General features: G+C 63.7%; 25 protein-coding genes. 12 read left to right on the forward strand and 13 right to left on the reverse strand.

What is annotated here, in order from left to right; genetic code table 11:
- Positions 1–343 precede the first annotated feature (343 nt).
- Genes BM416_RS16985 through BM416_RS17000 form a run of 4 tightly spaced genes read left to right on the forward strand, consistent with a single transcriptional unit; the run spans position 344 to position 4949 of the window.
- Positions 344–1048 carry an ABC transporter ATP-binding protein gene (locus BM416_RS16985; RefSeq protein WP_065940083.1) on the forward strand — a complete coding sequence of 235 codons (705 nt, stop codon included), beginning with the start codon at positions 344–346 and terminating at the stop codon, positions 1046–1048.
- Entirely contained in the window at positions 1045–2244 is a 1200-nt protein-coding gene (locus BM416_RS16990; RefSeq protein ID WP_092488815.1) for an ABC transporter permease, read from the forward strand. Before BM416_RS16985 ends, BM416_RS16990 begins: the two co-directional genes overlap by 4 nt.
- The gene (locus BM416_RS16995) at positions 2237–3715 is read left to right on the forward strand and encodes a TolC family protein (protein WP_092488816.1); all 1479 of its coding nucleotides are present in this window, start codon (positions 2237–2239) and stop codon (positions 3713–3715) included. Before BM416_RS16990 ends, BM416_RS16995 begins: the two co-directional genes overlap by 8 nt.
- Complete coding sequence (locus BM416_RS17000) at positions 3705–4949, forward strand: efflux RND transporter periplasmic adaptor subunit (protein WP_092488817.1); 1245 nt, start codon at positions 3705–3707, stop codon at positions 4947–4949. The genes BM416_RS16995 and BM416_RS17000 overlap by 11 nt, the downstream gene beginning before the upstream one ends.
- Positions 4950–5109: 160 nt before the next feature.
- Here BM416_RS17000 and BM416_RS17005 read toward each other — a convergent pair whose 3' ends face one another.
- From BM416_RS17005 to BM416_RS17055, 11 genes are all read right to left on the reverse strand, one after another.
- Positions 5110–6504 carry an FAD/NAD(P)-binding protein gene (locus tag BM416_RS17005; RefSeq protein ID WP_092488818.1) on the reverse strand — a complete coding sequence of 465 codons (1395 nt, stop codon included), beginning with the start codon at positions 6502–6504 and terminating at the stop codon, positions 5110–5112.
- Positions 6505–6516: 12 nt separating this feature from the next.
- Positions 6517–7284, reverse strand: a complete 768-nt coding sequence (locus BM416_RS17010) for an ABC transporter ATP-binding protein (protein WP_092488819.1) — start codon at positions 7282–7284, stop codon at positions 6517–6519.
- A 3-nt stretch (positions 7285–7287) separates the two neighbouring features.
- Positions 7288–8628, reverse strand: coding sequence for an ABC transporter substrate-binding protein (locus BM416_RS17015; RefSeq protein ID WP_092488820.1), 1341 nt, complete (start codon positions 8626–8628; stop codon positions 7288–7290).
- Between the two features lie 17 nt (positions 8629–8645).
- Positions 8646–9695 carry a branched-chain amino acid ABC transporter permease gene (locus BM416_RS17020; protein WP_092488821.1) on the reverse strand — a complete coding sequence of 350 codons (1050 nt, stop codon included), beginning with the start codon at positions 9693–9695 and terminating at the stop codon, positions 8646–8648.
- Between the two features lie 4 nt (positions 9696–9699).
- Complete coding sequence (locus BM416_RS17025) at positions 9700–10581, reverse strand: branched-chain amino acid ABC transporter permease (RefSeq protein ID WP_027606301.1); 882 nt, start codon at positions 10579–10581, stop codon at positions 9700–9702.
- Complete coding sequence (locus tag BM416_RS17030) at positions 10581–11351, reverse strand: ABC transporter ATP-binding protein (protein ID WP_092488822.1); 771 nt, start codon at positions 11349–11351, stop codon at positions 10581–10583. Before BM416_RS17030 ends, BM416_RS17025 begins: the two co-directional genes overlap by 1 nt.
- The gene (locus BM416_RS17035; RefSeq protein ID WP_092488823.1) at positions 11348–12196 is read right to left on the reverse strand and encodes an AMP-binding protein; all 849 of its coding nucleotides are present in this window, start codon (positions 12194–12196) and stop codon (positions 11348–11350) included. The genes BM416_RS17030 and BM416_RS17035 overlap by 4 nt, the downstream gene beginning before the upstream one ends.
- Before the next feature lie 126 nt (positions 12197–12322).
- Entirely contained in the window at positions 12323–13771 is a 1449-nt protein-coding gene (locus BM416_RS17040) for an LLM class flavin-dependent oxidoreductase (protein ID WP_092488824.1), read from the reverse strand.
- Positions 13771–14097, reverse strand: a complete 327-nt coding sequence (locus tag BM416_RS17045; RefSeq protein WP_092488825.1) for an acyl-CoA dehydrogenase — start codon at positions 14095–14097, stop codon at positions 13771–13773. Before BM416_RS17045 ends, BM416_RS17040 begins: the two co-directional genes overlap by 1 nt.
- Before the next feature lie 11 nt (positions 14098–14108).
- Positions 14109–15305: an SfnB family sulfur acquisition oxidoreductase gene (locus tag BM416_RS17050; protein WP_092357640.1), complete on the reverse strand. Its 1197-nt coding sequence runs from the start codon at positions 15303–15305 to the stop codon at positions 14109–14111.
- A gap of 154 nt (positions 15306–15459) precedes the next feature.
- Positions 15460–16023, reverse strand: a complete 564-nt coding sequence (locus BM416_RS17055) for a helix-turn-helix domain-containing protein (protein WP_092488826.1) — start codon at positions 16021–16023, stop codon at positions 15460–15462.
- A gap of 93 nt (positions 16024–16116) precedes the next feature.
- Between BM416_RS17055 and BM416_RS17060 the strand changes: the two genes are divergently transcribed.
- The 7 genes from BM416_RS17060 to BM416_RS17090 all read left to right on the forward strand — a co-directional run bounded on the left by BM416_RS17060 (position 16117) and on the right by BM416_RS17090 (position 23210).
- Positions 16117–17046 carry a DMT family transporter gene (locus BM416_RS17060; RefSeq protein WP_092488827.1) on the forward strand — a complete coding sequence of 310 codons (930 nt, stop codon included), beginning with the start codon at positions 16117–16119 and terminating at the stop codon, positions 17044–17046.
- A 124-nt stretch (positions 17047–17170) separates the two neighbouring features.
- Positions 17171–20092, forward strand: coding sequence for a monovalent cation/H+ antiporter subunit A (locus BM416_RS17065; RefSeq protein WP_092488828.1), 2922 nt, complete (start codon positions 17171–17173; stop codon positions 20090–20092).
- Complete coding sequence (locus BM416_RS17070) at positions 20092–20436, forward strand: Na+/H+ antiporter subunit C (protein ID WP_003192163.1); 345 nt, start codon at positions 20092–20094, stop codon at positions 20434–20436. Before BM416_RS17065 ends, BM416_RS17070 begins: the two co-directional genes overlap by 1 nt.
- Positions 20433–22115: a monovalent cation/H+ antiporter subunit D gene (locus BM416_RS17075; protein WP_092488829.1), complete on the forward strand. Its 1683-nt coding sequence runs from the start codon at positions 20433–20435 to the stop codon at positions 22113–22115. Before BM416_RS17070 ends, BM416_RS17075 begins: the two co-directional genes overlap by 4 nt.
- Complete coding sequence (locus BM416_RS17080; protein ID WP_092488830.1) at positions 22112–22600, forward strand: Na+/H+ antiporter subunit E; 489 nt, start codon at positions 22112–22114, stop codon at positions 22598–22600. The genes BM416_RS17075 and BM416_RS17080 overlap by 4 nt, the downstream gene beginning before the upstream one ends.
- Positions 22597–22875, forward strand: a complete 279-nt coding sequence (locus tag BM416_RS17085) for a K+/H+ antiporter subunit F (protein WP_005789171.1) — start codon at positions 22597–22599, stop codon at positions 22873–22875. The genes BM416_RS17080 and BM416_RS17085 overlap by 4 nt, the downstream gene beginning before the upstream one ends.
- Positions 22872–23210: a Na+/H+ antiporter subunit G gene (locus tag BM416_RS17090; RefSeq protein WP_028616866.1), complete on the forward strand. Its 339-nt coding sequence runs from the start codon at positions 22872–22874 to the stop codon at positions 23208–23210. The genes BM416_RS17085 and BM416_RS17090 overlap by 4 nt, the downstream gene beginning before the upstream one ends.
- 60 nt (positions 23211–23270) lie before the next feature.
- Here the strand turns inward: BM416_RS17090 and BM416_RS17095 are convergent, their stop codons facing one another.
- Complete coding sequence (locus BM416_RS17095) at positions 23271–23729, reverse strand: HIT family protein (RefSeq protein WP_065940422.1); 459 nt, start codon at positions 23727–23729, stop codon at positions 23271–23273.
- A 112-nt stretch (positions 23730–23841) separates the two neighbouring features.
- Here BM416_RS17095 and BM416_RS17100 point away from each other — a divergent pair, with 112 nt between their 5' ends.
- Positions 23842–24171, forward strand: coding sequence for a winged helix-turn-helix transcriptional regulator (locus tag BM416_RS17100; protein WP_065940100.1), 330 nt, complete (start codon positions 23842–23844; stop codon positions 24169–24171).
- Here BM416_RS17100 and BM416_RS17105 read toward each other — a convergent pair.
- On the reverse strand, positions 24168–24950 hold the full coding sequence (locus tag BM416_RS17105) for an SDR family oxidoreductase (RefSeq protein WP_065940101.1): 783 nt from the start codon (positions 24948–24950) through the stop codon (positions 24168–24170). The genes BM416_RS17100 and BM416_RS17105 overlap by 4 nt on opposite strands.
- Positions 24951–25129: the final 179 nt, after the last annotated feature.

Genomic DNA, 25129 nt, shown 5'->3' on the forward strand with positions numbered 1-25129 from the left:
TATTGTTTTAAAAAATAATTTGATTTTTTATACCGGTGCGGCCGGTCGAAAGCAAGTAGTGACACACCGCCATACTATCCAAAGCCTTTGCCCATGGGGATTCTCAGGTAAGCCAGGGACCTTTCGGTAGACCCCCGTACCGGCGAGGGAAATCTTTTCAAAGTGTAAAACCGCTCTACATCCACGGCTGGCGAAGCACCGGGAACGCGGTTAGTATTCAAACAATATTTTAAAAACAAGAAATAAAACCAGTCCGTGACGCGAACCAGATAGCTCCCGAACTTGTTACAAAGATTTACAACGGGCGCATGACGGCAGCGTCGAGACTGCAGGCGTAGTCACGATGACAGATACCCCCGCGCACCCAGGCTTGATTTCCCTGCAAGGCATCGGCAAGCGCTATCAGCTCGCCGGGCAGGAACTGACCATTCTCAATGAGGTGTGCCTGTCCATCGAACGCGGTGATAGCTGCGGCATCCTCGGCGCCTCGGGCTCCGGCAAAAGCACCCTGCTCAATATCCTCGGCCTGCTGGACCTGCCCAATTGCGGCCAGTACCACTTTGCCGGCCACGATATTTTCAGTGCATCCCCGGACGAACTGGCGGCGATCCGCAACCAGCAGATCGGTTTTGTGTTCCAGAGCTTCAACCTGCTGCCGCGCCTCAGCGCCCTGGACAACGTCGCCCTGCCCCTGAGCTATCGCGGTGTGTCGCGGCATGAATCGGTGGCGCAGGCCCTGCGCATGCTCGAACAGGTCGGGCTGGCCGAGCGCGCCCACCATCGCCCCGCCGACCTCTCCGGCGGCCAGCGCCAACGTGTGGCGATTGCCCGTGCATTGGTGGGCAAGCCGTCGGTGATCCTGGCCGACGAACCCACCGGCAACCTCGACAGCACCACCGCCCAGGACATCATGGACCTGCTGCTGGCATTGAACCGCGAGCAACAGGTCACGCTGATCATCGTCACCCACGACCCGCATATCGCCGAACGCCTGGAGCGCAAGATCCTGGTGCGCAACGGCGTAGTGCACGAGGCCGGGCGCCTATGAGCCTGCGGGTCGAACAGAGCTTCAGCCAACTGCTGCATGAAGCCTTCGTCAGCCTGCGCACCCTGGGCAAGCGCTCGGTGCTGGCCCTGCTGGGCATCGTCATCGGCAGTTCGTCGGTGGTGGCGCTGATCAATATCGGCCATAACGCGGCAGTGGATGCCGCGATGATTTTCAAGGACATGGGCACCGACACCCTGGTCGCCCAGTTCCCGCCCAAGGGCAACAGCACGGTCCCCACGCCCGCGAGGCTCGACCTGGATGCCGTGCGCCAGGCCGTGCCGGGCATTGCCCATATCGGCGCGCTGACCTTGTTCAGCGGGCCCATCGTGTTCCATGGCCGCACCACCAACGCCAACCTCGTCGGCAGCACACCGGACATCCAGGCGGCGATGCGCCTGGTGGTACGGCAGGGGCGCTTCCTGTCGAGCTTCGACGCCAACGAAACCTATGGCGTGATCGGTGACCAGCTGGCCCAGGCCCTCGGAGCGCCGGGCGATCCGCTGCAACTGGGCGACCGCGTGCGCATCAACGACTACCTGTTCCTGGTGGTGGGCATTCTGCAGAACCAGCCCAGGGCAATGCTGATGCCGGTACAGGCCAACGAGTCGTTGTTCATTCCCGCCGAAGGCATGCGCCGCATCCATGCCATGCCGCAGATCGGCAATGTGATTATCCGCGCCGCGCCCGGCCAGGACATGGAACACATTGCCACGGAAGCCGCCAGCGCCTTGCAGGCCCAGCTCACCGACCACACGGTCGACATCCAGGTGCCCCAGCAAATGATCGACGGCATGACCCGGCAAAGCCGCACCTTCGCCTACCTGCTGCTGGCCCTCGGCGCCATCTCCCTGGTGGGCGGTGGCGTGGGGGTGATGAACGTGATGCTGATGAACGTGTCGGAGCGCCGCCGCGAAATCGGCATCCGCATGGCCCTGGGCGCTCGCCAGCGCGACATCCGCAACCTGTTCCTGCTCGAAGCCGTCACCCTCACCGCCGTCGGTGCGCTGTGCGGTGCGGTACTTGGCATGACCGCCGCCTGGCTCTATGCCTGGCTGTCGGGCTGGCTATTCGACCTGGCCGTCGCCGCCCTGCCCCTGGGGGTGGGCAGTACGTTGCTGGTGGGCTTGTTCTTTGGCATCTACCCGGCGGTGTCGGCCTCGCGGTTGCAGCCGGTGGAGGCCTTGCGCGATGAGTAAATGGCTCGGGTTGCTCGTGTTGATCAGCCTGCACGGCATGGCCGCCGAGGTGGCCATCAAACCGTCGGCCCCCAGCAGCACCCGCAGCGGTTACGACCGGGGCGTGTCCTTGAATGCCCAGGTCACCACCATGACCCTGGGTGACGCCGTGTACCTGGGCCTGCGCAACAACCCGGCGATCCGCAGCGCCTACCTGCAACGGGTGGCGCAGAAGTTCGACCTGCGCGTCGCCGAAGACGTGTTCAACCCCAAGCTCACCCTTAACAGCTATTACCGCAGCACCCGTGGCTCCCAGGACAGTGCGCGCAATGCCAACGTGGCGCCGGCCACCAGCTTGCTCAGTGAATACGGCACCCGCCTGAGCATGGCCTGGACCCAGCAGCTGAACAACGCCGACCGCGCCGGGCGCTACCGCAGCGACGGTCTCGACCTGGCGATCATCCAGCCGTTGATGCGCGGCGCCGGCTGGGACGCCACCACCGCACCGCTGCGCCTGTCACGCCTGTCGGAGCAGGCCAACCGCCTGAACCTCAAGGCGACCGTGGCACAGACCATCAGCCAGATCATCGCCACCTACCGCGAACTGCTGCGGGCCCAGGAGCAACTGAGCATCGTGCAGGACGCCCTCAAGCGCTCCGGCACCTTGCTGGAGGTGAACAAAGCATTGATCAGCGCCGGGCGCATGGCCGAATTCGAGATCGTGCAGACCGAAGCCGACATCGCCACCCAGCAACTGGGCGTCGAAGAAGCGCAGAACCAGCTCGACACCAACCGCCTGGCCTTGCTGCGCCTGCTGGCCCTGGACCTGTCGACGCCGATTCGCGCCACCGAAGCCCTGGAGGCCAAACCCATGCAGATCGACAAACGCCAGGCCTTCAACCTGGCGCAGACCCAGCAACCGGAATACCTCGCCGCCCTACTCGGCAGCCAGCAGGCCGACCTCAACCTGGTGATCGCCAAGGACTCCGGGCGCTGGCAGGTGGACCTGGTGGCCGGCGCAAACCAGATACGCGACGCCTACAATAACGACGGCGGCAGCACCAACAACCGCACCTGGGACAGCTACGCCGGGGTGCAGGTGCAGATCCCCATCGGCGACATCAGCACGCGCCAGGCCGAAGTGCGCGCGCGGGTCAATGTGGAGGACCAGGAGATCCGCATCACCGACGCCCGCCAGGAACTGGAACGCAACGTCAACGACGTGGTACGCGACCTCGGCACCCGCTGGCGCCAGTATGAAATCTCCCAGCGCGCGGTGGAGTTGTCGCGGCGCAAGATCGAGATCGAACGCGAGAAACTCAGCGCCGGACGCTCCACCAACTTCCAGGTGCTGAGCTTCGAGACCGACCTGCGCAATGCCGAAAACGCGCAGCTCAACGCCCTGATCGCTTATTTGAACGCCCAGACCCAGCTCGACCTGACCCTGGGCATGACGCTGGAAAGTTGGGAAATCGCCCTCAATGACTACTAATCGAAAACGCCTGCTGGGCGTCGCGTTGATCCTGCTGCTGGCCGGCGCGTGGCTGGCCCTGCGCAGCCCCGCAGAAGGCCCGGCCGGCGCCACCGAACAATGGCTGGCCGTCAAGCCCGACCCGCTGGTGCACCAGATCGGCCTGGTGGGCAAGATCGAACCCGACACCACCCTCACCCTCACGGCGCCGTTCGACGGCAACGTGCAGGCCAATCTGGTGGAGCAAGGCCAGCGGGTCGAGGCTGGCCAGGTCCTGCTGCGCATGGACCCGGCCACCCTTGAAGTGCAGTTGCGCGACGCCCTCTCCGCCCAGCTCAAGGCCCGCCGCGCCGTGCAGGAGCTGCAGGACTGGGACAGCGGCCCCACCGTCAGCCGTGCGCGCCGCAGCCTGCGCACTGCCGAAATGACCGCCGGCAATACCCAACGCAAACTCACCGAAAGCGAAAACCTGTTCAAGCGCGGCATCATCCCGCGCAATGAGCTGGACGACCTCAAGCAACAGGCCCAGCAACAGCAACTGGACCTCGCCTCTGCCCGCAGCGAACTGCAACAGGCCCTCGACCAGGGCAAGGGCGAATACCGCCAGATCGCCGACATGGAACTGACCAACGCCACGGTGAAATACGAGGCCTTGCGCACCCTGCTCGCAGGCAAGGAGGTGAAGGCGCCGTTCTCCGGCATCGTGGTGCCCGCCCCCGGTAACAATGCGCCCCAAGGCGGCGGCAACACCAACGCGCCGATTCAGGCCGGCAGCAAGGTCAGCCAGGGCCAGGTGCTGTTCGGCCTGGCCAATATCGAACGGCTGAAGATCGTCGCCAAGGTGTCTGAGCTGGACATCAACCAGCTGCATCAGGGCCAGGCGGTGGAAGTGCTGGGCGATGGGTTTGACGGGGAACGGTTGAGCGGCTCGGTGAGCGTGGTCAGCGGCCTGGCGATTGCCAGCGACAGCCAGGGCAGCGCGCAGTTTCCGGTGACGTTGTCGATCCCCAGGCTGACCCCGCAACAGTTGCAGCGGGTGCGCCTGGGAATGAGTGCGCGGTTGACCATCGTCACTTACAACAATGCGCAGGCGATGGTGATTCCGAGCGAAGCGATCCAGGCGGACAGGACGGTGGAGTATCGAGAAGCGATGGATAAGCCGGTGGAGCGGGTGAAGGTGAGCACCGGGCAATCGACGCCGCAGGGGGTGGAAGTGTTCGGCCTAAAACCCGGCTTCGTAAAGACCTCAAGATAAATGGAGATCCCCTGTGGGAGGGGGGCTCCCGATGGCGGTGGATCAGTTAAAAACCTGTGTCTGACACACCGCTATCGGGGGCAAGCCCCCCTCCCACAGGTGACGGGTTGCCCGTTCTGTCCCTTAACTGACCGGCATTGGGGCTTGCCCCCTCCCACATTTAGAAATGCGCCAACTTCAATGCCAAGGCCTTGGCCTGAAGCGCCACATCCGTCACAGCCGTGCTCTCCCACCACATCCCGCGCAACGGCGGGCCCATGGCGAACAATCGCGTGCTGACCCGGCCCTGGGCATCCAGCACGGCGCCGCACGTATCCGCAGCAATCCCCAGCGCCAGCGGCCCCGGCCTGATCAGCTCGCGCTTGAGCAACTGCTGCGGCAACGGCCGGGCCACGCGGCGCCAGTCGTATTCGATGCCGCTGGAGTTGATCAGCGCCGCTCCCGATACCAGGCTGACCACCTGTTCGCCACGGTAACGCAAGCGAATCGTCACGCCCTCGCCCGAAGGCTCCAGCCCCTTGAACGACGCCGCGCGAATGCGCAACCGCCCTTGCTCATGCAGCCGGGCCACCAACTGTGCACTCAACGGCGGCGAGCGGTGGTGATGGCTTTCCCACCAGGGCCGTACATGCCGCACGAACTGACGTTTCTGGCCTTCGCTGGCCTGGCTCCACAGCCGGCCGATATGGGCGCGCACGGTGTCCAGTGGCGCCTGCCAATCGATACCCTGCGCCAGTGCGAGGCGGCATTGACGACGCACTTCGCGCAGCAGTTGCCGAGGGCTGCGCAAGGCGTGGTCGGCGGCGAGGAAATCGTCCCAGCCCGGCGGCTGCCGGCGCACATGGGGCAACAAGCCGTGGCGTGAAAACACCTCGATGGGCCCACGATGCCCGGCCTGTTCCAGGGACACCACGGCGTCGACCATGGTCAACCCGGAGCCGATGATCAGCACCGGCGCCTGCGGGTCGATCCGGGTCATGGCCTGCACGTCCCAGGGGTCCACGGCGGCGGCGTTCAAGCCACTGGACTGGGTCTGCGGTGTGCGCGCCGCCGGGAACATGCCGGTGGCCAACACCGCCTGGGCGCCGCGCAGTTGCTGGCCGTTGTAGAGGGTCAGCAACACTGAATCGTCGCCGACCTGCAGGTCGACGACTTCGGCGCGGATATGCTCGACGGTGGACGCCGACAACGCCTTGGCTTCAGCCAGCCGTTGCTGCGCATACAGGCCAAAAATCCCGCGTGGCGGGAACAGCTCGCTGATGGGCACGTGCTGCTGGTCCGACTCGGGCCAACCGCCAGCACCGATGTAGGCGGTGAGCCATTGGGTCAGGTCATCGGCATTGTCCGGGTCGACGCTCATGCGCGCCGCATTGCCGTTCAAGGTATGGCCCAGTTCGACGGCGCTGTAGGCCTCGCCTCGGCCGAGTTCGGCGCGCGGTTCGATCACCAGGATCCGGCGCTGCCCAGGCCGGCGCAGCAGTTGCACCGCCAGCATCGTGCCGCTCAGGCCGCCGCCGATGATCAGCACATCAGCGTTGCGGAGGGATTCAGTCATGCACATTCGCCTTTACTGTTTACCCAGATAAATATCGTGCAAATCGCCCCGTGCCAACAGCTCGGCAGCGCTGCCACTCAAGGCCACGCGCCCAGTATCCAGCACGTAGCCCTGGGACGCATAGTTGAGCGCGACGTTGATGTTCTGCTCGGCGATCAGGAAGCTCACCTGCTGCTCGCGGTTGAGCTGCGCGATGATCTCGAAGATCTCCTGCACGATCATAGGCGCCAAACCCATGGACGGCTCGTCGAGCAGTACCAAAGTAGGACGGGTCATCAACGCGCGGCCGATGGCGACCATTTGCTGCTCGCCGCCGGACGTCAGGCCGGCGCGGGTGTGGCGCTTGGTCTTGAGCCGCGGGAACCAGGCGTAGATGCGCTCCAGATCCTGCTCCATGGCCTTGCGGCTCAGGCGCCGGACAAAGCCGCCGCTGCGCAGGTTGTCTTCGACGCTGAGCTGGCCGAAGACATGGCGGCCTTCCAGCACATGCACCATGCCCTGGCGCACGCGCTGGCTGGGGTCGACGCCGGCCAGGTCGACGCCCGCGTATTCGATCACGCCCCGGCTGACTTCGGCGCGCTCGGCACGCACCAGCCCGGAGATCGCCTTGAGGGTGGTGCTCTTGCCGGCGCCATTGGCCCCCAGCAAGGCGACGATGGCGCCCTCGGGCACGCTCAGCGACACCCCGGCCACGGCGAGGATCGCGCCGTCGTAGATCACTTCAATATCGTTGACCGTCAACAACGACGGGCGCGTGGCTGCGCTGGCGAGCTGGCTCATGGTTTATTCATCCCCGGTGCAGGTGCGTGGCGTCAGGCCTTTTTCCTTGGCGAACGCCGCGGATTTTTCATCGATCAGCGGGCGCAACAGGGCGCGGTCGGCGGCGATCCAGTCGCTGATCAGCGTCCAGTGGGCGCCGTCCCATTGCTGCACGCGCGCCGAGCCGCCGCCTTCGTGGTCGCGGCACGACAGCTTGAGGTTCTGCATCAAGCCCAGGTAGCCCATGTCCTTCAAGCGCGCGTCATCGATATTCAGGTGTTCCAGGCCCCAGCGGCCTTCTTCGCCATTGAGCGGACGCTTGCCGAACCTGGCCTGGCCGGTGCGGATCGCTTCCACGGCCACGGCGGCGTTCACCAGGCCGGAGTTGTAGTAGACGCTGCCGAAATTCTTCAGGTCCTTGAGGTCGCTGTGGCCCTTGTCGAGGATGTATTGCTTGAGGCGCTTGTGGATCTCGAAATCCGCACCTGCCGGGTAAGGCGTGAGCGCCAGGTAGCCCTTGGCGGCGGCGCCTGCGGGCAATACGTCTTCGCTGGAGCTGGCCCAGATGTCGCCGATGATATGGTCCACCGGGAAGCCGAAGCGGGCGGCGGTTTTCACCGCCACCGGGGTGGACACGCCCCAGGTGCGCAGGAACACCCAATCCGGGTTGGCCTGGCGTACCTGGCGCCATTGCGCGGACTGCTCATTGCCCGGGTCGGCCACCGGAATCTGGATGTTTTCAAAACCGTATTTTTCCGCCAGCAATTTCAGCGGGCCAAGGGTTTCACGACCGTAGGCCGAGTCGTGGTAGACCGTGGCGATCTTCTTGCCCTTGAGTTTGTCGAAGCCGCCTTCGCGCTGGGCGATGTAGTTCACCAGGGTCGACGCCTCGCTGTAGAACGTCAGCATCACCGGGAAGTTGTACGGGAACACCGTGCCGTCGGTGGCTTCGGTGCGACCGTAGCCGAGGGTGATCAGCGGGATCTTGTCCACCTCTGCCCTTTCGCTGAGCGCATAGGCCGCCGGTGCGCCGTTGGGTTGGTACACCGCGACCGGCGCGCCATCCAGGCCGTTCTTGAAGCGCTCGTAGCACTCAATGCCCTTCTCCGCCGTCCACTCGGTCTCGCATTCCTGCCACACCAGTTTCACGCCATTGATGCCGCCTTCGACCTCGTTGATATAGCGCAGGTAGTCGATCATCCCGGCCCACACCTGCACGCCGCTGGACGCGTAGGCACCCACCCGGTAGGTGGCCAGGGGAAAGAACTGCTGGGCGGCCGAGGCTACCGCCTGGGGCACGGCACCGGCCAGGGCTGCCAGCGCGAAGGCGGCGCCGGCCAGGGAGCGTTTCAAGGATGCACGCATAGGGATTCTCTTATCGGTCAGAAACGTAGAGGCCACTGACGCAGCCGGTCATGGAGGTTGTACAACAGGCGAATCAAGCCCTCGGGTTCCTTGATCAGGAACACGATGATCAACACGCCAAAAATGATTTTCTGCAGGTTCTGCAACTGCCCGGCATCCACCGAGCCACCGAACAACGCCTGCCCGGCATGGCTGAGGAAGATCGGCAGCAAACTGATGAATGCCGCGCCGACGAAGTTGCCGGCAATGCTGCCCATGCCGCCGATAATGATGATGAACAGGATCTGGAATGAGCGGTTGATGTCGAAGCTGCTGGCGCTGGCCGTGCCCAGGTAGGCAAACGCCCACAACGCGCCGGCGATGCCGAGGTAGAACGAACTGACCGCAAACGCCAGGCGCTTGTAGCGCACCACCGGGATGCCGACCACGGCGGCGGCGGTGTCCATGTCGCGGATCGCCATCCAGTTGCGACCCACCTGGCTGCGCACCAGGTTGACCGCGGCCCAGGTCAACAACAGCACCGTGACCAGGGTCAGCCAGTAGCGGCCCAGCGGCGTGTTGAGGTCATGGCCGAACAACGCCAGCTTCGGCGCCGAAATGGTCCCGGACGAGCCGTAGTTGTAGAACCAGGGGAATTTGACGAACAGCCACTCCAGGAAAAACTGTGCGGCCAAGGTGGTGACCATCAGGTAGAAGCCTTTGATCCGCGAGCTGGGCAAGCCAAACAGCAGACCGACCAACGCGCTGATGATCCCGCCGCCGAGCAATGCCACCGGCAGGCCCAACTCCGGCAGGCGCAGTAAAAACCCATAGGTGGCGAAGGCACCGACGGCCATGAACCCGGCGGCACCGACCGAGGTTTGCCCGGTATAGCCGGTGAGTAAATTCAGGCCCAGCCCGGCCAGTGACAGCACCAGGAACGGGATCAGGATCGCGTTGAGCCAATAGTCATTGCCCCACAGCGGCACCACGATAAACGCCAGCGCCAGCAGGCCGAGCAGGCTCCAGGGCACGCGCCGCTGGACCAGCAGCAAGGGGGCGGTGTGTTCAGCAACAGGGATCGACATGCTTTCAGACTCGCTCGATGGCGCGCTCGCCGAACAGGCCGGCGGGACGGATATACAGGAAGGACAACGCCAGGACATAGGCGAACCACGGCGTGATGCCGCCACCGATCAGCGGGCCGATATACACCTCGGCGAGGTTCTCCGCCGCACCGACAATCAGCCCGCCGACAATCGCCCCGCCAATCGAGGTGAAGCCGCCGATGATCAACACCGGCAAGGCCTTGAGCACCACCAGCGACAGCGAAAACTGCACGCCCTGGCGCGCCCCCCACAACAACCCCGCCACCAGCCCGACGATGCCGGCTACCGCCCAGACGATCTGCCAGATGCGGTTGAGGTTGATGCCGATGGACAGCGCCGCCGTGGTGTCATCCGCCACCGCGCGCAGCGACACACCGATGCGGGTCTTGTTGAACAGCAGCGCCAGCACCGTCACCAGCACCACGGCCACGGCCGCGGCGATCAGGTCGAACTGGCTGAGCATCAGCGGCCCGACGAACAGCGGTACATCGTCGATGCCCAGGTCCAGGGCGCGCACCTGCGAGCCCATCACGCCCTGGGCCAGGCCTTCGATAATGAACGACAGGCCCAGCGTCGCCATGAACAGCGTGATCTGCGAGCGGTTCACCAGCGGCCGCAGCACCAGGCGCTCGATGAGCAAGGCGCCGACGATCATCACGATCACCGTCAACAACAACGCCAGGGCAAACGGCACACCCTGGTCGTGCAGGCTGACGAAGGTCAGCGCGGCAAACAGCAGCATCGAGCCCTGGGCAAAATTGAACACGCCGCTGGCCTTGTAGATCAGCACGAAGCCAATCGCGACCAGGGAATACATGGTGCCGGCGAGCAGGCCGCCGAGCAGGGTTTCGAAGAAGAACGTCATCAGTGCGTCACTCCCAGGTAGGCCGCGATCACCTCGGGATTGGCCTGCACCTCGGCAGGGGTGCCGTCGCCGACCTTGCGCCCGTAGTCGAGCACCACCACATGGTCGGACAGCCCCATGACCACGCCCATGTCGTGTTCGATCAACACCACGGTGGTGCCGATGTCGCGGTTCACGTCGGCGACAAAGCGTGCCATTTCCTGTTTTTCCTCGGCGTTCATGCCGGCCATGGGTTCGTCCAGCAGCAACAGGCTGGGCCCGGCGATCAATGCACGGCCCAGCTCCACACGCTTTTGCAGGCCATAGGACAGGTTGCCCACCAGCACATCGCGGTAGGCTTGCAGCTCCAGGAACTCGAGGATGCCCTGGGCGCGCAGACGGAAGGCTTCGGCTTCATGGCGTGCGCGGGGCAAGCCGAGGGCCTGTTCGATAAAGCTGGTGCGCATATGCCGCGACAGGCCGGTGAGGATGTTGTCGAGCACGCTCATTTTCTTGAACAGGGCGTTGTTCTGGAAGGTACGGCCAATGCCTCGACGCGCGGCGCCCAGCGGGTCGATACGCTGGAAGTGCTGCGCCTCGAACACGATCTCGCCGGCATCGAAGCGATACACGCCGTTGAGGACGTTGAGCAATGAACTTTTGCCGGCACCGTTGGGCCCGATCAACGCACAGATTTCCCCGCGCGCCACCTCGAACGACAACCCATTGATCGCCTTGACGCCTTTGAACGACAGCGAGATGTCCCGCACCTGGAGGATGGCTTGGCTCATGCACGTTCCCGTTTGAATTCGGCAAGCCACGTCGGCTCGGCATTGGATTTGAGGGGCTGCCAGATATAGGCCAGGCGCTGGAAGCCCAACAGTGTGCGCACGCGGTTTTTCAGCAGGCGGCGCAGGCCGCTGTGCGGGTGGGCAATGGCCCAGTCGCACAGGCGTCGACGCCAGGTGCCGTGGGGTGGCAGGCGGCTTTCGATCTCGTCGGCCAGATGCAGCAAACGGGCGGGCGACAGCAGCAGGCCGGTGGGCGCGACTTCGCTGCGATCACGCCGCGCCGAGGCCGGGCTTTCCGGAAACGCCAGGCCGTGGCCGCTGCTCAGCCACTGCTCCAGCACCACCGCCAGGCCGCCTTGCCAGTGGGTGCCCTCCTCGCTCCACAACGCGGTTTCGCCGGCGGGCTGCCACCAGCGCTGCAGGTGTTGCGCCGGGTCCACGGGGCCGAGCAGTTGGGCGAAATCCAACCGCTGGGTGAAGGTCCAATCGCGCTGGCGACCTTGAACGTAGGCGTGGCTGGGATGAATACGCCACAGCTGTTGCTCCAAGGCCTGCGGCTCGAGGTTATCGGCCAGCGTCAGCACCTGTGCGCCGACGGACTGGGCCGCCAACGCCAGCAACAGCAGGTTCGGCTCAAAGGCGCCGCTGAGCACCAAGCGTGACTGTTGATTGAAACCTTGCTGGCGCAAACCATCGGCCAGGCGTTCGACATCGCGCAAGGTGTCGATCCAGCGCCAGGCGTACCACTGACCCTGGCGCTTGTGGCGCAGGGCGATGTGCAACGGTGTGAGTTGTGCCCAGTGGCGCAGGTGTTCCAGGAGGGCCGTTGGTTCGTGCACGCTCATAGGGGGTTGCTCCTATTGGGGGGTGTGCGTGCGGTGGTCCGCTGGCTGGATTATTTGGATCGACACAGGACAACTGTGGGAGGGACGGTGCGACGATTCGACTTGCTCCCGATGGCGGTGGATCAGTTAGAACACCTTTGACTGAGCCACCGCTATCGGGGGCAAGTCGAATCGTCGCACCGCCCCTCCCACATTGGTTTTTTGTATCCCAGATAAATTGCGATAGCCCGCGCCCGGGTGGTTCGCGCCCAACCTTGCACCGTCGCCGAACAACTTCTCGCGCAATGTGCCCTGAGCGTATTCGGTCTTGTACACGCCGCGCTTCTGCAACTCCGGCACCAGCCATTCGACGGCGTCGACAAAGGTTTCGTGGGTCAGCGCATAGGCGAGGTTGAAGCCGTCGACGTCGGTCTCTTCGACCCACTCCTGCAACAGGTCCGCCACGGTTTCCGGGCCGCCGATGAACAGCGGGCCAAAGCCGCCGATACCGACCCAATCGGCCAGTTCGTTGGGCGTCCAGACCTTGTTCGGATCCGCCGTGGAGAAAGCTTCCACCGCCGATTGAATCGCATTGGTGTGCACGTGCTTGAGCGGTTCATTCGGCTTGAACTGGCTGAAATCGATGCCCGTCCAACCAGAGATCAGCGCCATCGCGCCTTCATAACTGGCGTAGGATTTGTATTCGTCGAATTTGGCCTTGGCCTTGGCGTCGGTCTCGTCGACGATCACGGTCTGCAAGTTGAAAATCAGGATTTTCTTCGGGTCGCGCCCGGCCTCGGCCGCACGGCGGCGGATGTCGGCGACGGTCTTTTTCAGCAGCACCTTGGACGGCGCGGCAACGAACACGCATTCGGCCTGCTCGGCGGCGAACTGCTTGCCACGGCTGGAGGCACCGGCCTGGTACAGCACCGGGGTGCGCTGCGGCGACGGTTCGCACAGGTGGATGCCGGGCACCTGGAAGTGTTTGCCGACGTGGCGGATCTCGTGGATCTTGCTCGGGTCGCTGAAGATCCGACGTTCGCGGTCGCGCAATACCGCGCCCTCTTCCCAACTGCCTTCCCAGAGCTTGTAGCAGACCTCCAGGTATTCCTCGGCATAGTCGTAGCGGGCGTCGTGTTCGGTCTGGGCTTTCTGGCCAAGGTTCTTGGCGCCGCTTTCCAGGTAGGAGGTAACGATGTTCCAGCCGATGCGGCCCTTGGTCAGGTGGTCGAGGGTCGACAGCCTGCGTGCAAACGGATACGGGTGTTCGAACGACAGCGACGCGGTGAGGCCAAAACCCAGGTGCTCGGTGACCAGCGCCATGGGTGCGATCAGCGACAACGGATCGTTGACCGGCACCTGGGTCGCCTGGCGAATCGCCGCGTCGCCATTGCCGTTGTACACGTCGTAGATGCCCAGCACGTCGGCGATAAACAGGCCGTCGAACTTGCCGCGCTCAAGGATCTTCGCCAGGTCGGTCCAGTATTCAAGATCCTTGTACTGCCACGAACGATCGCGCGGATGCGCCCACAGGCCCGGCGATTGGTGGCCGACACAGTTCATGTCGAAGGCGTTCAAGCGGATTTCACGGGACATCACAGCACTCCGTTGAGGTGGTAGTTGCCGACGACCTGGTATTTCCAGCGCAACGGATCATCCAGGGTCGGTGGCAGCGCGGTGCGTTGGCCGGTCAGTTCGAATTCGGTGTTGCTGGCAAAGAGCAAGGCTTCGGCGGCGGCGATCTGCGCTTCGGTGGCGGCGACCGGGCTTGGGTCGGTTTCGGCGCGTTCCAGCAAGGCGGCCGCTACATCCACGCGAATCTGCCAATCGCCGAAGCGGCTGATCACGTAGGGGTCGTCGCTTTTTTCGACGTGGCGACGGGTGCTGTCCAGCAGTTGGCGTGCGAGGGTCAGTGCGGTCATGGGTCAGGTCCTCAGTTCCAGGCGTGGCGCGCAGGCTTGACGCCGTTGAGCACGAAATTGCCGATCAGGTGATATTTCCAGCGGGCCGGGTCGTGCAGGGTGTGGGTCCGCGCGTTGCGCCAGAAGCGGTCGAGGTTGTGCTTGGCGGTGACCGAGCGGGTGCCGGCCAGTTCGAAGAGTTTGCTGCTGGCGAGCAAGGCGGTTTCGGCCGACAGGACCTTGGCCTGGGCGACCACCAGTGAAGCCTGGGCGACGGTGTCCTCATTCGGTTCGGCGAGGGCCCGGTCGACGGCCAGGCCGGCCTTGGCGAGGATCGCTTCGGTGCCGTGCACACGCCACTCCAGGTCGCCGATGGCGGCGATGGTGAACGGGTCCTGCCAACCGTGATCCTGCTGGCTGTCGATCCACGGACGGGCCTGGCGCGCGAAGATTTTTGCCTGCTCCAGGGCGCCGACGGCAATACCGGTGTCGACCGCGGCCTGGATGATTTGCGAAATCGGCCCATCGGCCGTGGGCTGGTCAAACGCCAGGTGGGCGGGAATCACCGCGCTCAAGGGCACGCTCACGCCGTCGAGGGTCACGCCGCCGCTGGCGGTGGTGCGCTGGCCGAAGCCATCCCAGTTGTCGATCACGGTCAGGCCTGGCGCATCGCGCTCGACGAGGCCGATGAACGCCTGGCCCTTTTCGTTATTACCCACGGTGGGCACGATATGGGCGAACAACGCGCCGGTGCAGTAGAACTTCTCGCCGTTGATTTGCGCGGTGTCGCCGTGGAAGCGAATCTGCGTGTCGAAGGTGCCGGCGTTTTTGCTCTTGGCCTCGGAGAAGGCGTTACCAAAGCGATAACCCGCCAGGACTTTGCCAAAGTAGTGGCGCTTTTGTTCCTCGGTGGCGGTTTGCAGCAGGATGTCCACCACGCCCAGGTGGTTCTGCGGGATTTGCCCCAATGACGGGTCGGCGGCGGAGATCAACTTGATCACCTCGGCCACCGTCACATAGGACACCCCGGCGCCGCCATAGGCCTTGGGAACGGTGATGCCCCACAGGCCGCTGGCGGAAAACTCGTCCAGTTCGGCAACCGGCAGGCGACGCTCGCGGTCGCGCGCGCTGGCGTCGACGGCAAAGCGTTCGGCCAGGCGCTTGGCGACCTCGATGGCCTCCGCGTCCGAGCGGATGATATGGGCAGGTTGTTGAGGGTGGGCAGACATGGGCCGACTCCAGGCTCCGAGGGGATACTGGAGTGTTTGCAGGAGTCGTGCCTGAATTTAATCGTCAATAAAATCAGCGGTTTGCTGCGCAAACAGGCGCGCAACCGCAGTTTCAAACCAGCAAAGTGTGCATCCACTGTTGGCTGGCAAACAGTTAGATCACCACATTGCGCACAAAGCGCACGGCGACCTGGCCGTCATTGCGATAGGCATGGGGCTGGTGGCTGGCGAACATGAAGAATTCGCCGGCGCCGATGGTGTTTTCCTGATCGCCGACCACCAATGTCAGGCTGCCCTCGAAGACGAACAGTTGCTCGCTCCATCCCTCCAGGTCGGGGTCCGGGCAATAACGATCGCCCGGTTCAAGGCGCCACTCCCACAACTCGACCTCACGCCGCGCCGTGGCCTTGGCCAGCAACACCGCCTTGCTGCCATCGATTTCCCCCGCCCAGGCCAGTTCGTTGATGCGGCTGTGATCGCGCACATCCGGCGCCTGGATCAGGTCGCTGAACGCCACATCCAATGCTTCGGCCACGCGATCGAGGGTGGACAGGCTGACATTCTTTTCCCCGGCCTCGATGGCAACGAGCATGCGCCGGCTGACCCCGGACTTTTCCGAGAGCGCAGTCTGGCTCAGGTCGGCGGCATGGCGCAGGCGACGAACGTTCTGGCTGACGTGCTGCAGGACCGAGGCCCGTTGTGGATTTTCTTTGTGCACTATATTGCTCATTGGGTGGGTGTGCGCAGTATACTGCCCAGCGTGCGGCGCATTGTGCGGTCCGTGCCTTTCCCATGCAAGACCAGAGCCGCCATGACTGCCCCGACCTCCCCTTCGCGTTTCAACCGCTTCAGCAAAGCCGAATGCATCCTGGTGTTTATCACCATGATCTGGGGCGGCACGTTTTTGCTGGTGCAGCATGCCATGACCGTCAGCGGGCCGATGTTTTTCGTGGGCCTGCGCTTTGCGGCGGCGGCGATTGTGGTCGGGTTCTTTTCCTTGCGTACCCTGCGCGACCTGACGTTGTTCGAGCTGAAGGCGGGCGTGTTCATCGGCGTGGCGATCATGTTCGGCTACGGTCTGCAGACCATTGGCCTGCAGACGATCCTGAGCAGCCAGTCGGCGTTCATCACTGCACTGTATGTGCCGTTTGTGCCGCTGCTGCAATGGCTGGTGCTGGGCCGTCGCCCGGGGTTGATGCCGAGCATCGGCATCATGCTGGCGTTTGCCGGGTTGATGTTGTTGACCGGCCCCGCCGGGGCTTCGTTGAATTTCAGCCCCGGGGAAATCGCCACCCTGATCGGTGCCGTGGCGATAGCGGCGGAAATCATCCTGATCAGTGCGTTCGCCGGGCAAGTGGACGTACGCCGGGTGACGGTGGTGCAACTGGCGACGGCGTCGCTGCTGTCGTTTTTGATGGTGGTGCCGATGGGCGAGGCGCTGCCGGGGTTCTCCTGGCTGCTGCTCTTCAGCGCCGTGGGCCTGGGCCTGACCAGTGCGGTGATCCAGGTCGCCATGAATTGGGCGCAGCAAAGCGTTTCGCCGACACGGGCCACGTTGATCTACGCCGGTGAGCCGGTGTGGGCCGGGGTAGTCGGGCGGATCGCCGGCGAGCGGTTCCCGCCGATTGCCATGCTGGGGGCGGCGTTGATTGTGGTGGCGGTGATTGTGAGTGAGATCAAGACAAAAGGGCAAAAGGCCATCGAGTTGCAGGATGAGCGGGAACAGGAGCAACAGGGCTAGGGTCCGAAACAATGCCAAACGGGAGTTTTCGACCTACTTTGTAGGATCCTGCCACATGTTGCCGTTTGGTGATCGACAAAGCGGCACGTATGATGCATCCCAAACTCCCGCAGATTAGAAGCCTATGTCCCTGATAGTTCTACTGCTTCTGCCTTTTATCGGCAGCTGTCTGGCGGCCTTGCTGCCGCACAATGCACGTAACACCGAATCCCTGCTGGCTGGCCTTGTGGCCCTGGTCGGAACCGTTCAAGTCGCCCTGCTCTACCCCCAGATCGCCCACGGTGGCGTGATCCGCGAAGAATTCATGTGGTTGCCCAGCCTCGGGCTGAACTTCGTGCTGCGCATGGATGGGTTCGCCTGGCTGTTCTCGATGCTGGTGCTCGGCATCGGCACGCTGGTGTCGCTGTATGCGCGCTACTACATGTCACCGGACGATCCGGTGCCGCGTTTCTTCGCGTTTTTCCTGGCCTTTATGGGCGCCATGCTCGGGCTGGTGATCTCCGGCAACCTGATCCAGATCGTGTTCTTCTGGGAACTGACCAGCCTGTTCTCGTTCCTGTTGATCGGCTACTGGCACCACCGCGCCGATGCGCGTCGTGGTGCGTACATGGCGTTGATGGTCACCGGCGCGGGCGGCCTGTGCCTGCTGGCCGGGGTGATGCTGCTGGGGCATATCGTCGGCAGCTATGACCTGGACCGGGTGCTTGCCGCCGGGGACCAGATTCGCGCGCATTCGCTGTACCCGGTGATGCTCGCCCTGGTGCTGATCGGCGCGCTGAGCAAAAGCGCGCAGTTCCCGTTCCACTTCTGGCTGCCCCATGCCATGGCCGCACCGACCCCGGTGTCAGCCTATCTGCACTCGGCGACGATGGTGAAGGCCGGCGTGTTCCTGCTGGCCCGCCTGTGGCCGTCGCTGTCCGGCAGCGAAGAATGGTTCTGGATCGTCGGCGGTGCCGGCGCGCTCACCCTCCTCCTCGGCGCTTACTGCGCCATGTTCCAGAATGATCTCAAAGGCCTTTTAGCCTATTCCACCATCAGCCACCTCGGGCTGATCACCTTGCTGCTGGGCCTCAACAGCCCGCTGGCCGCCGTCGCCGCGGTGTTCCATATCCTCAACCACGCCACCTTCAAGGCCTCGCTGTTCATGGCGGCGGGCATCATCGACCACGAAAGCGGCACGCGGGATATCCGCAAGCTCAGCGGCCTGGTCAAGCTGATCCCGTTTACCGCGACGCTGGCGATGGTCGCCAGTGCGTCCATGGCGGGGGTGCCGTTGCTTAATGGTTTCCTGTCCAAGGAGATGTTCTTCGCCGAGACCGTGTTTATCTCGTCGACACAATGGGTAGAAATCGCCCTGCCGATGATCGCCACCATTGCCGGGACCTTCAGCGTCGCCTACGCCCTGCGCTTCACCGTGGATGTGTTCTTCGGCCCCCCTGCCACCAACCTGCCCCACACGCCCCACGAGCCACCACGCTGGATGCGTGCGCCAGTTGAGCTGCTGGTGTTTACCTGCCTGCTGGTGGGGATCTTCCCGGCCCAGGTGGTCGGTTCGATCCTCGCGGCTGCTGCATTGCCGGTGGTCGGCGGCGTGCTGCCGGAGTACAGCCTGGCGATCTGGCACGGCTGGAATGCACCGATGATCATGAGCCTGGTGGCCATGTCCTGCGGCGTAGTGCTCTACCTGCTGCTACGCAAGCAGCTCAAGCGCGGCCGCTTCAAGTACCCGCCGATCATCAGCTACTTCAACGGCAAGCGCGGCTTCGAGCGCAGCCTGGTGCTGATGATGCGCGGCGTGCGCAAGATCGAGAAACGCATCAGCACCAAGCGCCTGCAAACCCAATTGTTCCTGTTGGTAATCGTCGCGGTGATCGGCGCCATGATCCCGATGCTCAACAGCGGCCTTACCTGGGGCGACCGGCCGAAGATCCCGGGCTCCATCGTGTTCGTCACCCTGTGGCTGCTGGCGATTGCCTGTGCCCTGGGCGCCGCCTGGCAAGCCAAGTATCACCGGCTCGCGGCCCTGACCATGGTCAGCGTGTGCGGCCTGATGACCTGCATCACCTTCGTGTGGTTCTCGGCACCGGACCTGGCGCTGACCCAGTTGGTCGTAGAAGTCGTCACGACGGTGCTGATCCTGCTCGGCCTGCGCTGGCTGCCACGGCGGATCGAAGAAGTCTCGCCACTGCCCAGTTCGCTGCGCAAGGCGCGCATCCGTCGTCTGCGCGACTTCCTGCTCTCCACCGTGGTAGGCGGCGGCATGGCGTTGCTGTCCTATGCAATGCTGACGCGCCAGACGCCCAACGATATTTCCTCGTTCTACTTGAGCCGCGCCCTGCCCGAGGGCGGTGGCAGCAATGTGGTGAACGTGATGCTCGTGGACTTCCGGGGCTTCGATACCCTCGGCGAAATCACCGTGCTCGGCGCCGTGGCGCTGACGGTGTATGCCCTGCTGCGTCGTTTCCGCCCGTCCAAGGAAAGCATGGAGCTGCCGCCACAGCAGCGTCAACTGGCGCCGGACGTGGCCACCGACCTGGTCAACCCGCGCCAGGCCAGCGACACCGCACTGGGCTTCATGATGGTGCCGGCGGTGCTGGTGCGCCTGCTGCTGCCGATTGCGCTGGTGGTGTCGTTCTACCTGTTCATGCGCGGCCACAACCAACCGGGCGGCGGGTTTGTCGCGGGGCTGGTGATGTCGGTGGCGTTTATCCTGCAATACATGGTTGCCGGTACCCAGTGGGTCGAGGCGCAGATGAGCCTGCGGCCGATGCGCTGGATGGGCTTCGGCCTGCTCTCGGCGACGCTGACGGGGATCGGCGCTTTGTTTGTCGGCTACCCGTTCCTCACCACCCATACCTGGCATTTCAGCCTGCCGCTGCTGGGCGATATTCATGTTGCCAGCGCGTTGTTCTTCGATGTGGGCGTATACGCCATGGTCGTCGGCTCGACGCTGCTGATGCTCACCGCCCTCGGTCACCAGTCGGTGCGCGCGCATAAACCGAGCAACCAGGCCAAAGTAGTCGCCGCCACCGAAGGAGCCGCCTGATGGAAGAAGTCATCGCAATTGCCATTGGGGTCCTGGCGGCCTCCGGCGTCTGGTTGATCCTGCGGCCACGGACGTTCCAGGTGGTGATGGGCCTGTGCCTGTTGTCGTACGGGGTCAACCTGTTCATTTTCAGCATGGGCAGCCTGTTTATCGGCAAGGAGCCGATCATCAAGGACGGCGTGCCCCAGGACCTGCTCAATTACACCGATCCCCTGCCCCAGGCCCTGGTGCTTACGGCGATCGTGATCAGCTTCGCAATGACCGCGTTGTTCCTGGTGGTGCTGCTGGCGTCACGGGGCCTGACCGGCACTGACCATGTGGACGGCCGGGAGCCCAAGGAATGAATTGGGTCAACCAACTGATCGTCGCCCCGATCCTGCTGCCGTTGCTCACCGCCGCGCTGATGCTGATGCTCGGCGAAAAACGCCGCCCGCTGAAGGCCAGGATCAATCTGTTCTCCAGCGTCATCGGCCTGGGCATAGCGATCCTGCTGTTGTACTGGACGCAAAAAGGCGGCCCCGGCTCGATTGGCGTGTACCTGCCGGGCAACTGGCAGGTGCCGTTCGGCATCGTGCTGGTGGTCGACCAGCTCTCGGCGCTGATGCTGGTGCTCACCGGGATCATCGGCGTGAGCGCGCTGCTGTTCGCCATGGCCCGTTGGGACCGTGCCGGTACCAGTTTCCATGCGCTGTTCCAGATCCAGATGATGGGCCTGTACGGCGCGTTCCTCACGGCGGACCTGTTCAACCTGTTCGTGTTCTTCGAAGTGCTGCTGGCGGCGTCCTACGGCTTGATGCTGCACGGCTCGGGCCGGGCGCGGGTGTCGTCGGGGCTGCATTACATCGCGATCAACCTGTTGGCGTCGTCGCTGTTCCTGATCGGCGCGGCGATGATCTACGGTGTGACCGGCACGCTGAATTTCGCCGACCTGGCGCTGAAAATCCCCCTGGTCCCCGAGGCGGATCGCGGCCTGCTGCATGCCGGTGCGGCGATCCTCGCCACCGCATTCCTGGCCAAGGCCGGCATGTGGCCGCTGAACTTCTGGCTGGCCCCCGCCTATTCCTTGGCCAGTGCGCCGGTGGCGGCGATGTTCGCGATCATGACCAAGGTCGGCGTGTACACCGTGCTGCGCCTGTGGACCCTGCTGTTCTCCGGCCAGGCCGGCGCGTCGGCGTTGTTTGGCGGCGACTGGCTGGTGTACGGCGGCATGGCCACGATCATCTGCGCGGCGCTGGCGATGGTGGCGGCGCAGCGGCTGGAGCGCATGGCCAGCTTGAGCATCCTGGTCTCGGCCGGGATCCTGCTGTCGGCCGTTGGTTTCGCCCAGCCAAGCCTGACCGCTGGGGCGCTGTTTTATCTGGTCAGCTCCACCCTGGCGTTGAGTGCGCTGTTCCTGCTGGCCGAATTGATCGAGCGTTCGCGCTCGGCCAACGACCTGCCGCTGGATGAAGAAATCGACGCACTGCCCAAGGCCATGGAATCCCTGCATCCGCGTCCTGGCGTGAACCTGGATGACGAGCAGAAAGCCGTGGTCGGCCAGGTGATTCCCTGGACCATGGCCTTCCTCGGCTTGAGCTTTGTCGCCTGCGCCCTGTTGATTATCGGCATGCCGCCGCTGTCCGGATTTATCGGCAAGCTCAGCTTGTTGAGTGCGCTGGTTAACCCCTTGGGCCTGGGCGTCAGCGTGGATGAACCCATTCGTCCCGCGGCCTGGGGTTTGGTGGCGCTGTTGATCCTCTCGGGCCTGGCCTCGCTGATCGCCTTCGCCCGCCTGGGTATCCAGCGCTTCTGGACCCCGGAAGAGCGCCCGTCGCCCTTGCTGCGCCGCTATGAGTGCGTGCCGATCTTCTTCCTGCTGGGCCTGAGCATCCTGCTGACCTTCAAGGCCGAGCCGCTGATGCGCTACACCCAGGCCACTGCCCAGAGCCTGAACAACCCGGAACACTACGTGATGGCGGTGATGGCCACGCGTCCGGTCCCCAGCCCCGAAGCCAAGACCGCCGCGCTGGAGGTGCAACCATGAAACGCCTGCTCCCTGGGCCGTGGTTGTCCCTGGCCTTGTGGTTGTTGTGGCTGGTCCTGAACCTGTCCGTCAGCCCAGGCAACCTGCTGCTGGGCGCGCTGCTGGGCGTTCTCGCGCCGCTGCTGATGGCACCGCTGCGCCCGCTGCCGATCCGCATCCGCCGCCCTGGCGTGATCATCCGCCTGTTTTTCCTGGTCGGCCGCGATGTGATCGTCTCCAACCTGCAAGTGGCCTGGGGCGTGCTGGTGTGCGGCTCACGCCCACCGCGTTCGCGCTTCGTCAAAATCCCCCTGGACCTGCGCGACGCCAACGGCCTCGCCGCCCTGTCGATGATCACCACCGTGGTCCCCGGCACCATCTGGTCGGAACTGGCGCTGGACCGCAGCATCCTGCTGCTGCACGTATTCGACCTGGAGGATGAAGTGTCGTTTATCGAGCACTTCAAGACCACCTACGAGCGGCCCCTGATGGAGATCTTCGAATGAGCGCCCTGCTCTCCAATGCGATCCTGTTCAGCCTGTTCCTGTTCTCCCTGGCCATGGTGCTGACCCTGATCCGCCTGTTCAAAGGCCCGTCGGCCCAGGACCGGGTCCTGGCGCTGGACTACCTGTACATCCTGGCGATGCTGATGATGCTGGTGCTGGGTATTCGATATGCCAGCGACACCTACTTTGAAGCGGCGCTGCTGATTGCGCTGTTCGGCTTCGTGGGCTCGTTTGCCCTGGCCAAATTCCTGCTGCGTGGGGAGGTGATTGAATGATGCCGTTATGGATGGAAATCGTCGTCGCGGTATTGCTGGTGTTGAGCAGCGTGTTTGCGTTGATCGGCGCGATTGGCTTGCTGCGGATGAAGGACTTCTTCCAGCGCATGCACCCGCCGGCGCTGGCCTCGACATTGGGTGCCTGGTGTGTGGCGCTGGCGTCGATTATCTATTTTTCGGTGCTCAAGTCGGGCCCGGTGTTGCACGGCTGGCTGATCCCGATCTTGCTCTCGATCACGGTGCCGGTGACCACGCTGCTATTGGCGCGCACCGCGCTGTTTCGCAAGCGCATGGCGGGCGATGATGTACCCGCCGAAGTCAGCAGCCGCCGCTGACGCTTGAGGCGGACGCAACCCTTTGTAGGAGCCGGCTTGCCGACTCCTACAGTTTGGACATCAGGCGAGCGATCGGATATGCGCGGCCAATTGCGCCAGCTCCCCATCATCCGCCCGCACAAAATCGTGGGACGAAATGTAGCCCTCATACGTTTCAAAAAACTTGTCCACCTTTGAACTGATCGGTTTGAACGCACTGTCCGACCCCGTCCCATGCATGGGAAACAACTTCGCATGCAGGTGATCCACGCCGTAGCCTTCCAGCATCATCCCGGTGCGCGCCACATCCGGAAACGCCCGATCAATCTGCAGCGCGGTTTTCTTCGCCGCGACCGCGAGCCCGGCCAACACCTCATCCGACTGCGCAAACGCATAGCTGCCGTAGTGCTGCTTGGGGATTACCACGCTGAAACCCGGTGTGTTGGGAAAGATCGAAAGAAACGCCATATGCTGGTCGTCTTCCCACAGAATGTGCGCTGGGGAGGTCTTTTGAACAATGCTGCAGAAAATACAATCCATTTGAATCACCGCCAGTTTCATCGTGGGTTTGGTCGTGGCGACTATCTAAAGCCAGGATTCGGGCGGCGTCAAAACAAATGGCAAATGACCGAAATGTCCAAGGACGTATGCGATGAGTAAAACCTACACCCCTGCCACCGCTGCCGCCGACGTCGAAACCACCCTCGCCTGGCTTGGCGGGCGGTGGAAGCTGATCATCCTGTTCCATCTGTTCGGCGGCCAGGTGCAACGTTATTCGGACCTTGAGCGGCTGATCCCGGATATCTCGCAGAAGATGCTGGCCCAACAATTGCGCCAGCTCGAAGCCGATGGGCTGGTACAGCGCACGGTCTATCCGGTGGTGCCACCCAAAGTGGAATACCGCATGACCGAGTGGGGCCAGAGCCTGTGCCCGGTGCTGGATGGCCTGCTCAAATGGCAGGCTGCCAAGCCGACGACTTAAACCGTGGGAACGGTACCGCCATCGATCACGTACTCGGTCCCGCTGATCGACGCGGCGCGGGGCGAGACCAGGAAGGCGATCAAGTCAGCCACCTCCTGGGGCTTGGCCGGCCGTCCAAGCGGAATGCCGCCGAGCGCCTGCATGATGATCTGCTTGCCGCCCTCGTAATCCGTCCCCGCCTGCTCCGCCAGACGCTCCGCCAGCGCCACCGCCGCGTCAGTCTCCACCCAGCCTGGAGAAACCCGTACCACCCGAATGCCCTTGGGCGTCACTTCTTTCGACAGGCTCTTGCTATACGTCGCCAACGCCGCCTTTGCAGCGGCATACGCTGTGGTCGACTCCGGCAACGGCAACTCTCGCTGGATCGACGTGACATGAATAATCACCCCTGCCCGACGCTCGATCATCCCCGGCAACAACGCCCGATCCAACCGCACCGCCGCCATCAGGTTCTGGCCCAGCGCACTCGCCCACTGCTCATCGTCCAGTACCGCAAAACCACCACCCGGCGCGCTGGAGCCGCCGAGCACATTGACGATGATATCCACCCCACCAAACCGATCCTTCACCGCCTCGGTCACGCTCGCACAACCCGCGGCAGTGCCCAGGTCGGCAGCGATGAAATGCACGCCTTCAAGCGTCGAATCCGCCGCCGAACGCGCGACCGAAATCACCTGCGCGCCTTGTTCATGCAACACCGTCACCACGGCCGCGCCAATACCTTTGGTGCCACCGGTGACCAGTGCACGAAGGCCTTTTAGTCCGAGATCAAAACTCATGAAACCTACTCCTGGGTAAACGAAGACCGCAGGATAAGAACGAGATGGACAGCCCACAAGAACGCACAAAAAGGTGATGGGCTCACCAAAAAGTAAGTGCCTGGATTCAGGGGGCCGCGCCACACGTCGAACGGTAGGAACCGGCTTGCCGGCGATGGCGGCGTGTCGGTCGCTGTGGA

The sequence above is a fragment of the Pseudomonas sp. NFACC42-2 genome, assembly GCF_900116055.1.
Taxonomy (GTDB): domain Bacteria; phylum Pseudomonadota; class Gammaproteobacteria; order Pseudomonadales; family Pseudomonadaceae; genus Aquipseudomonas; species Aquipseudomonas marginalis.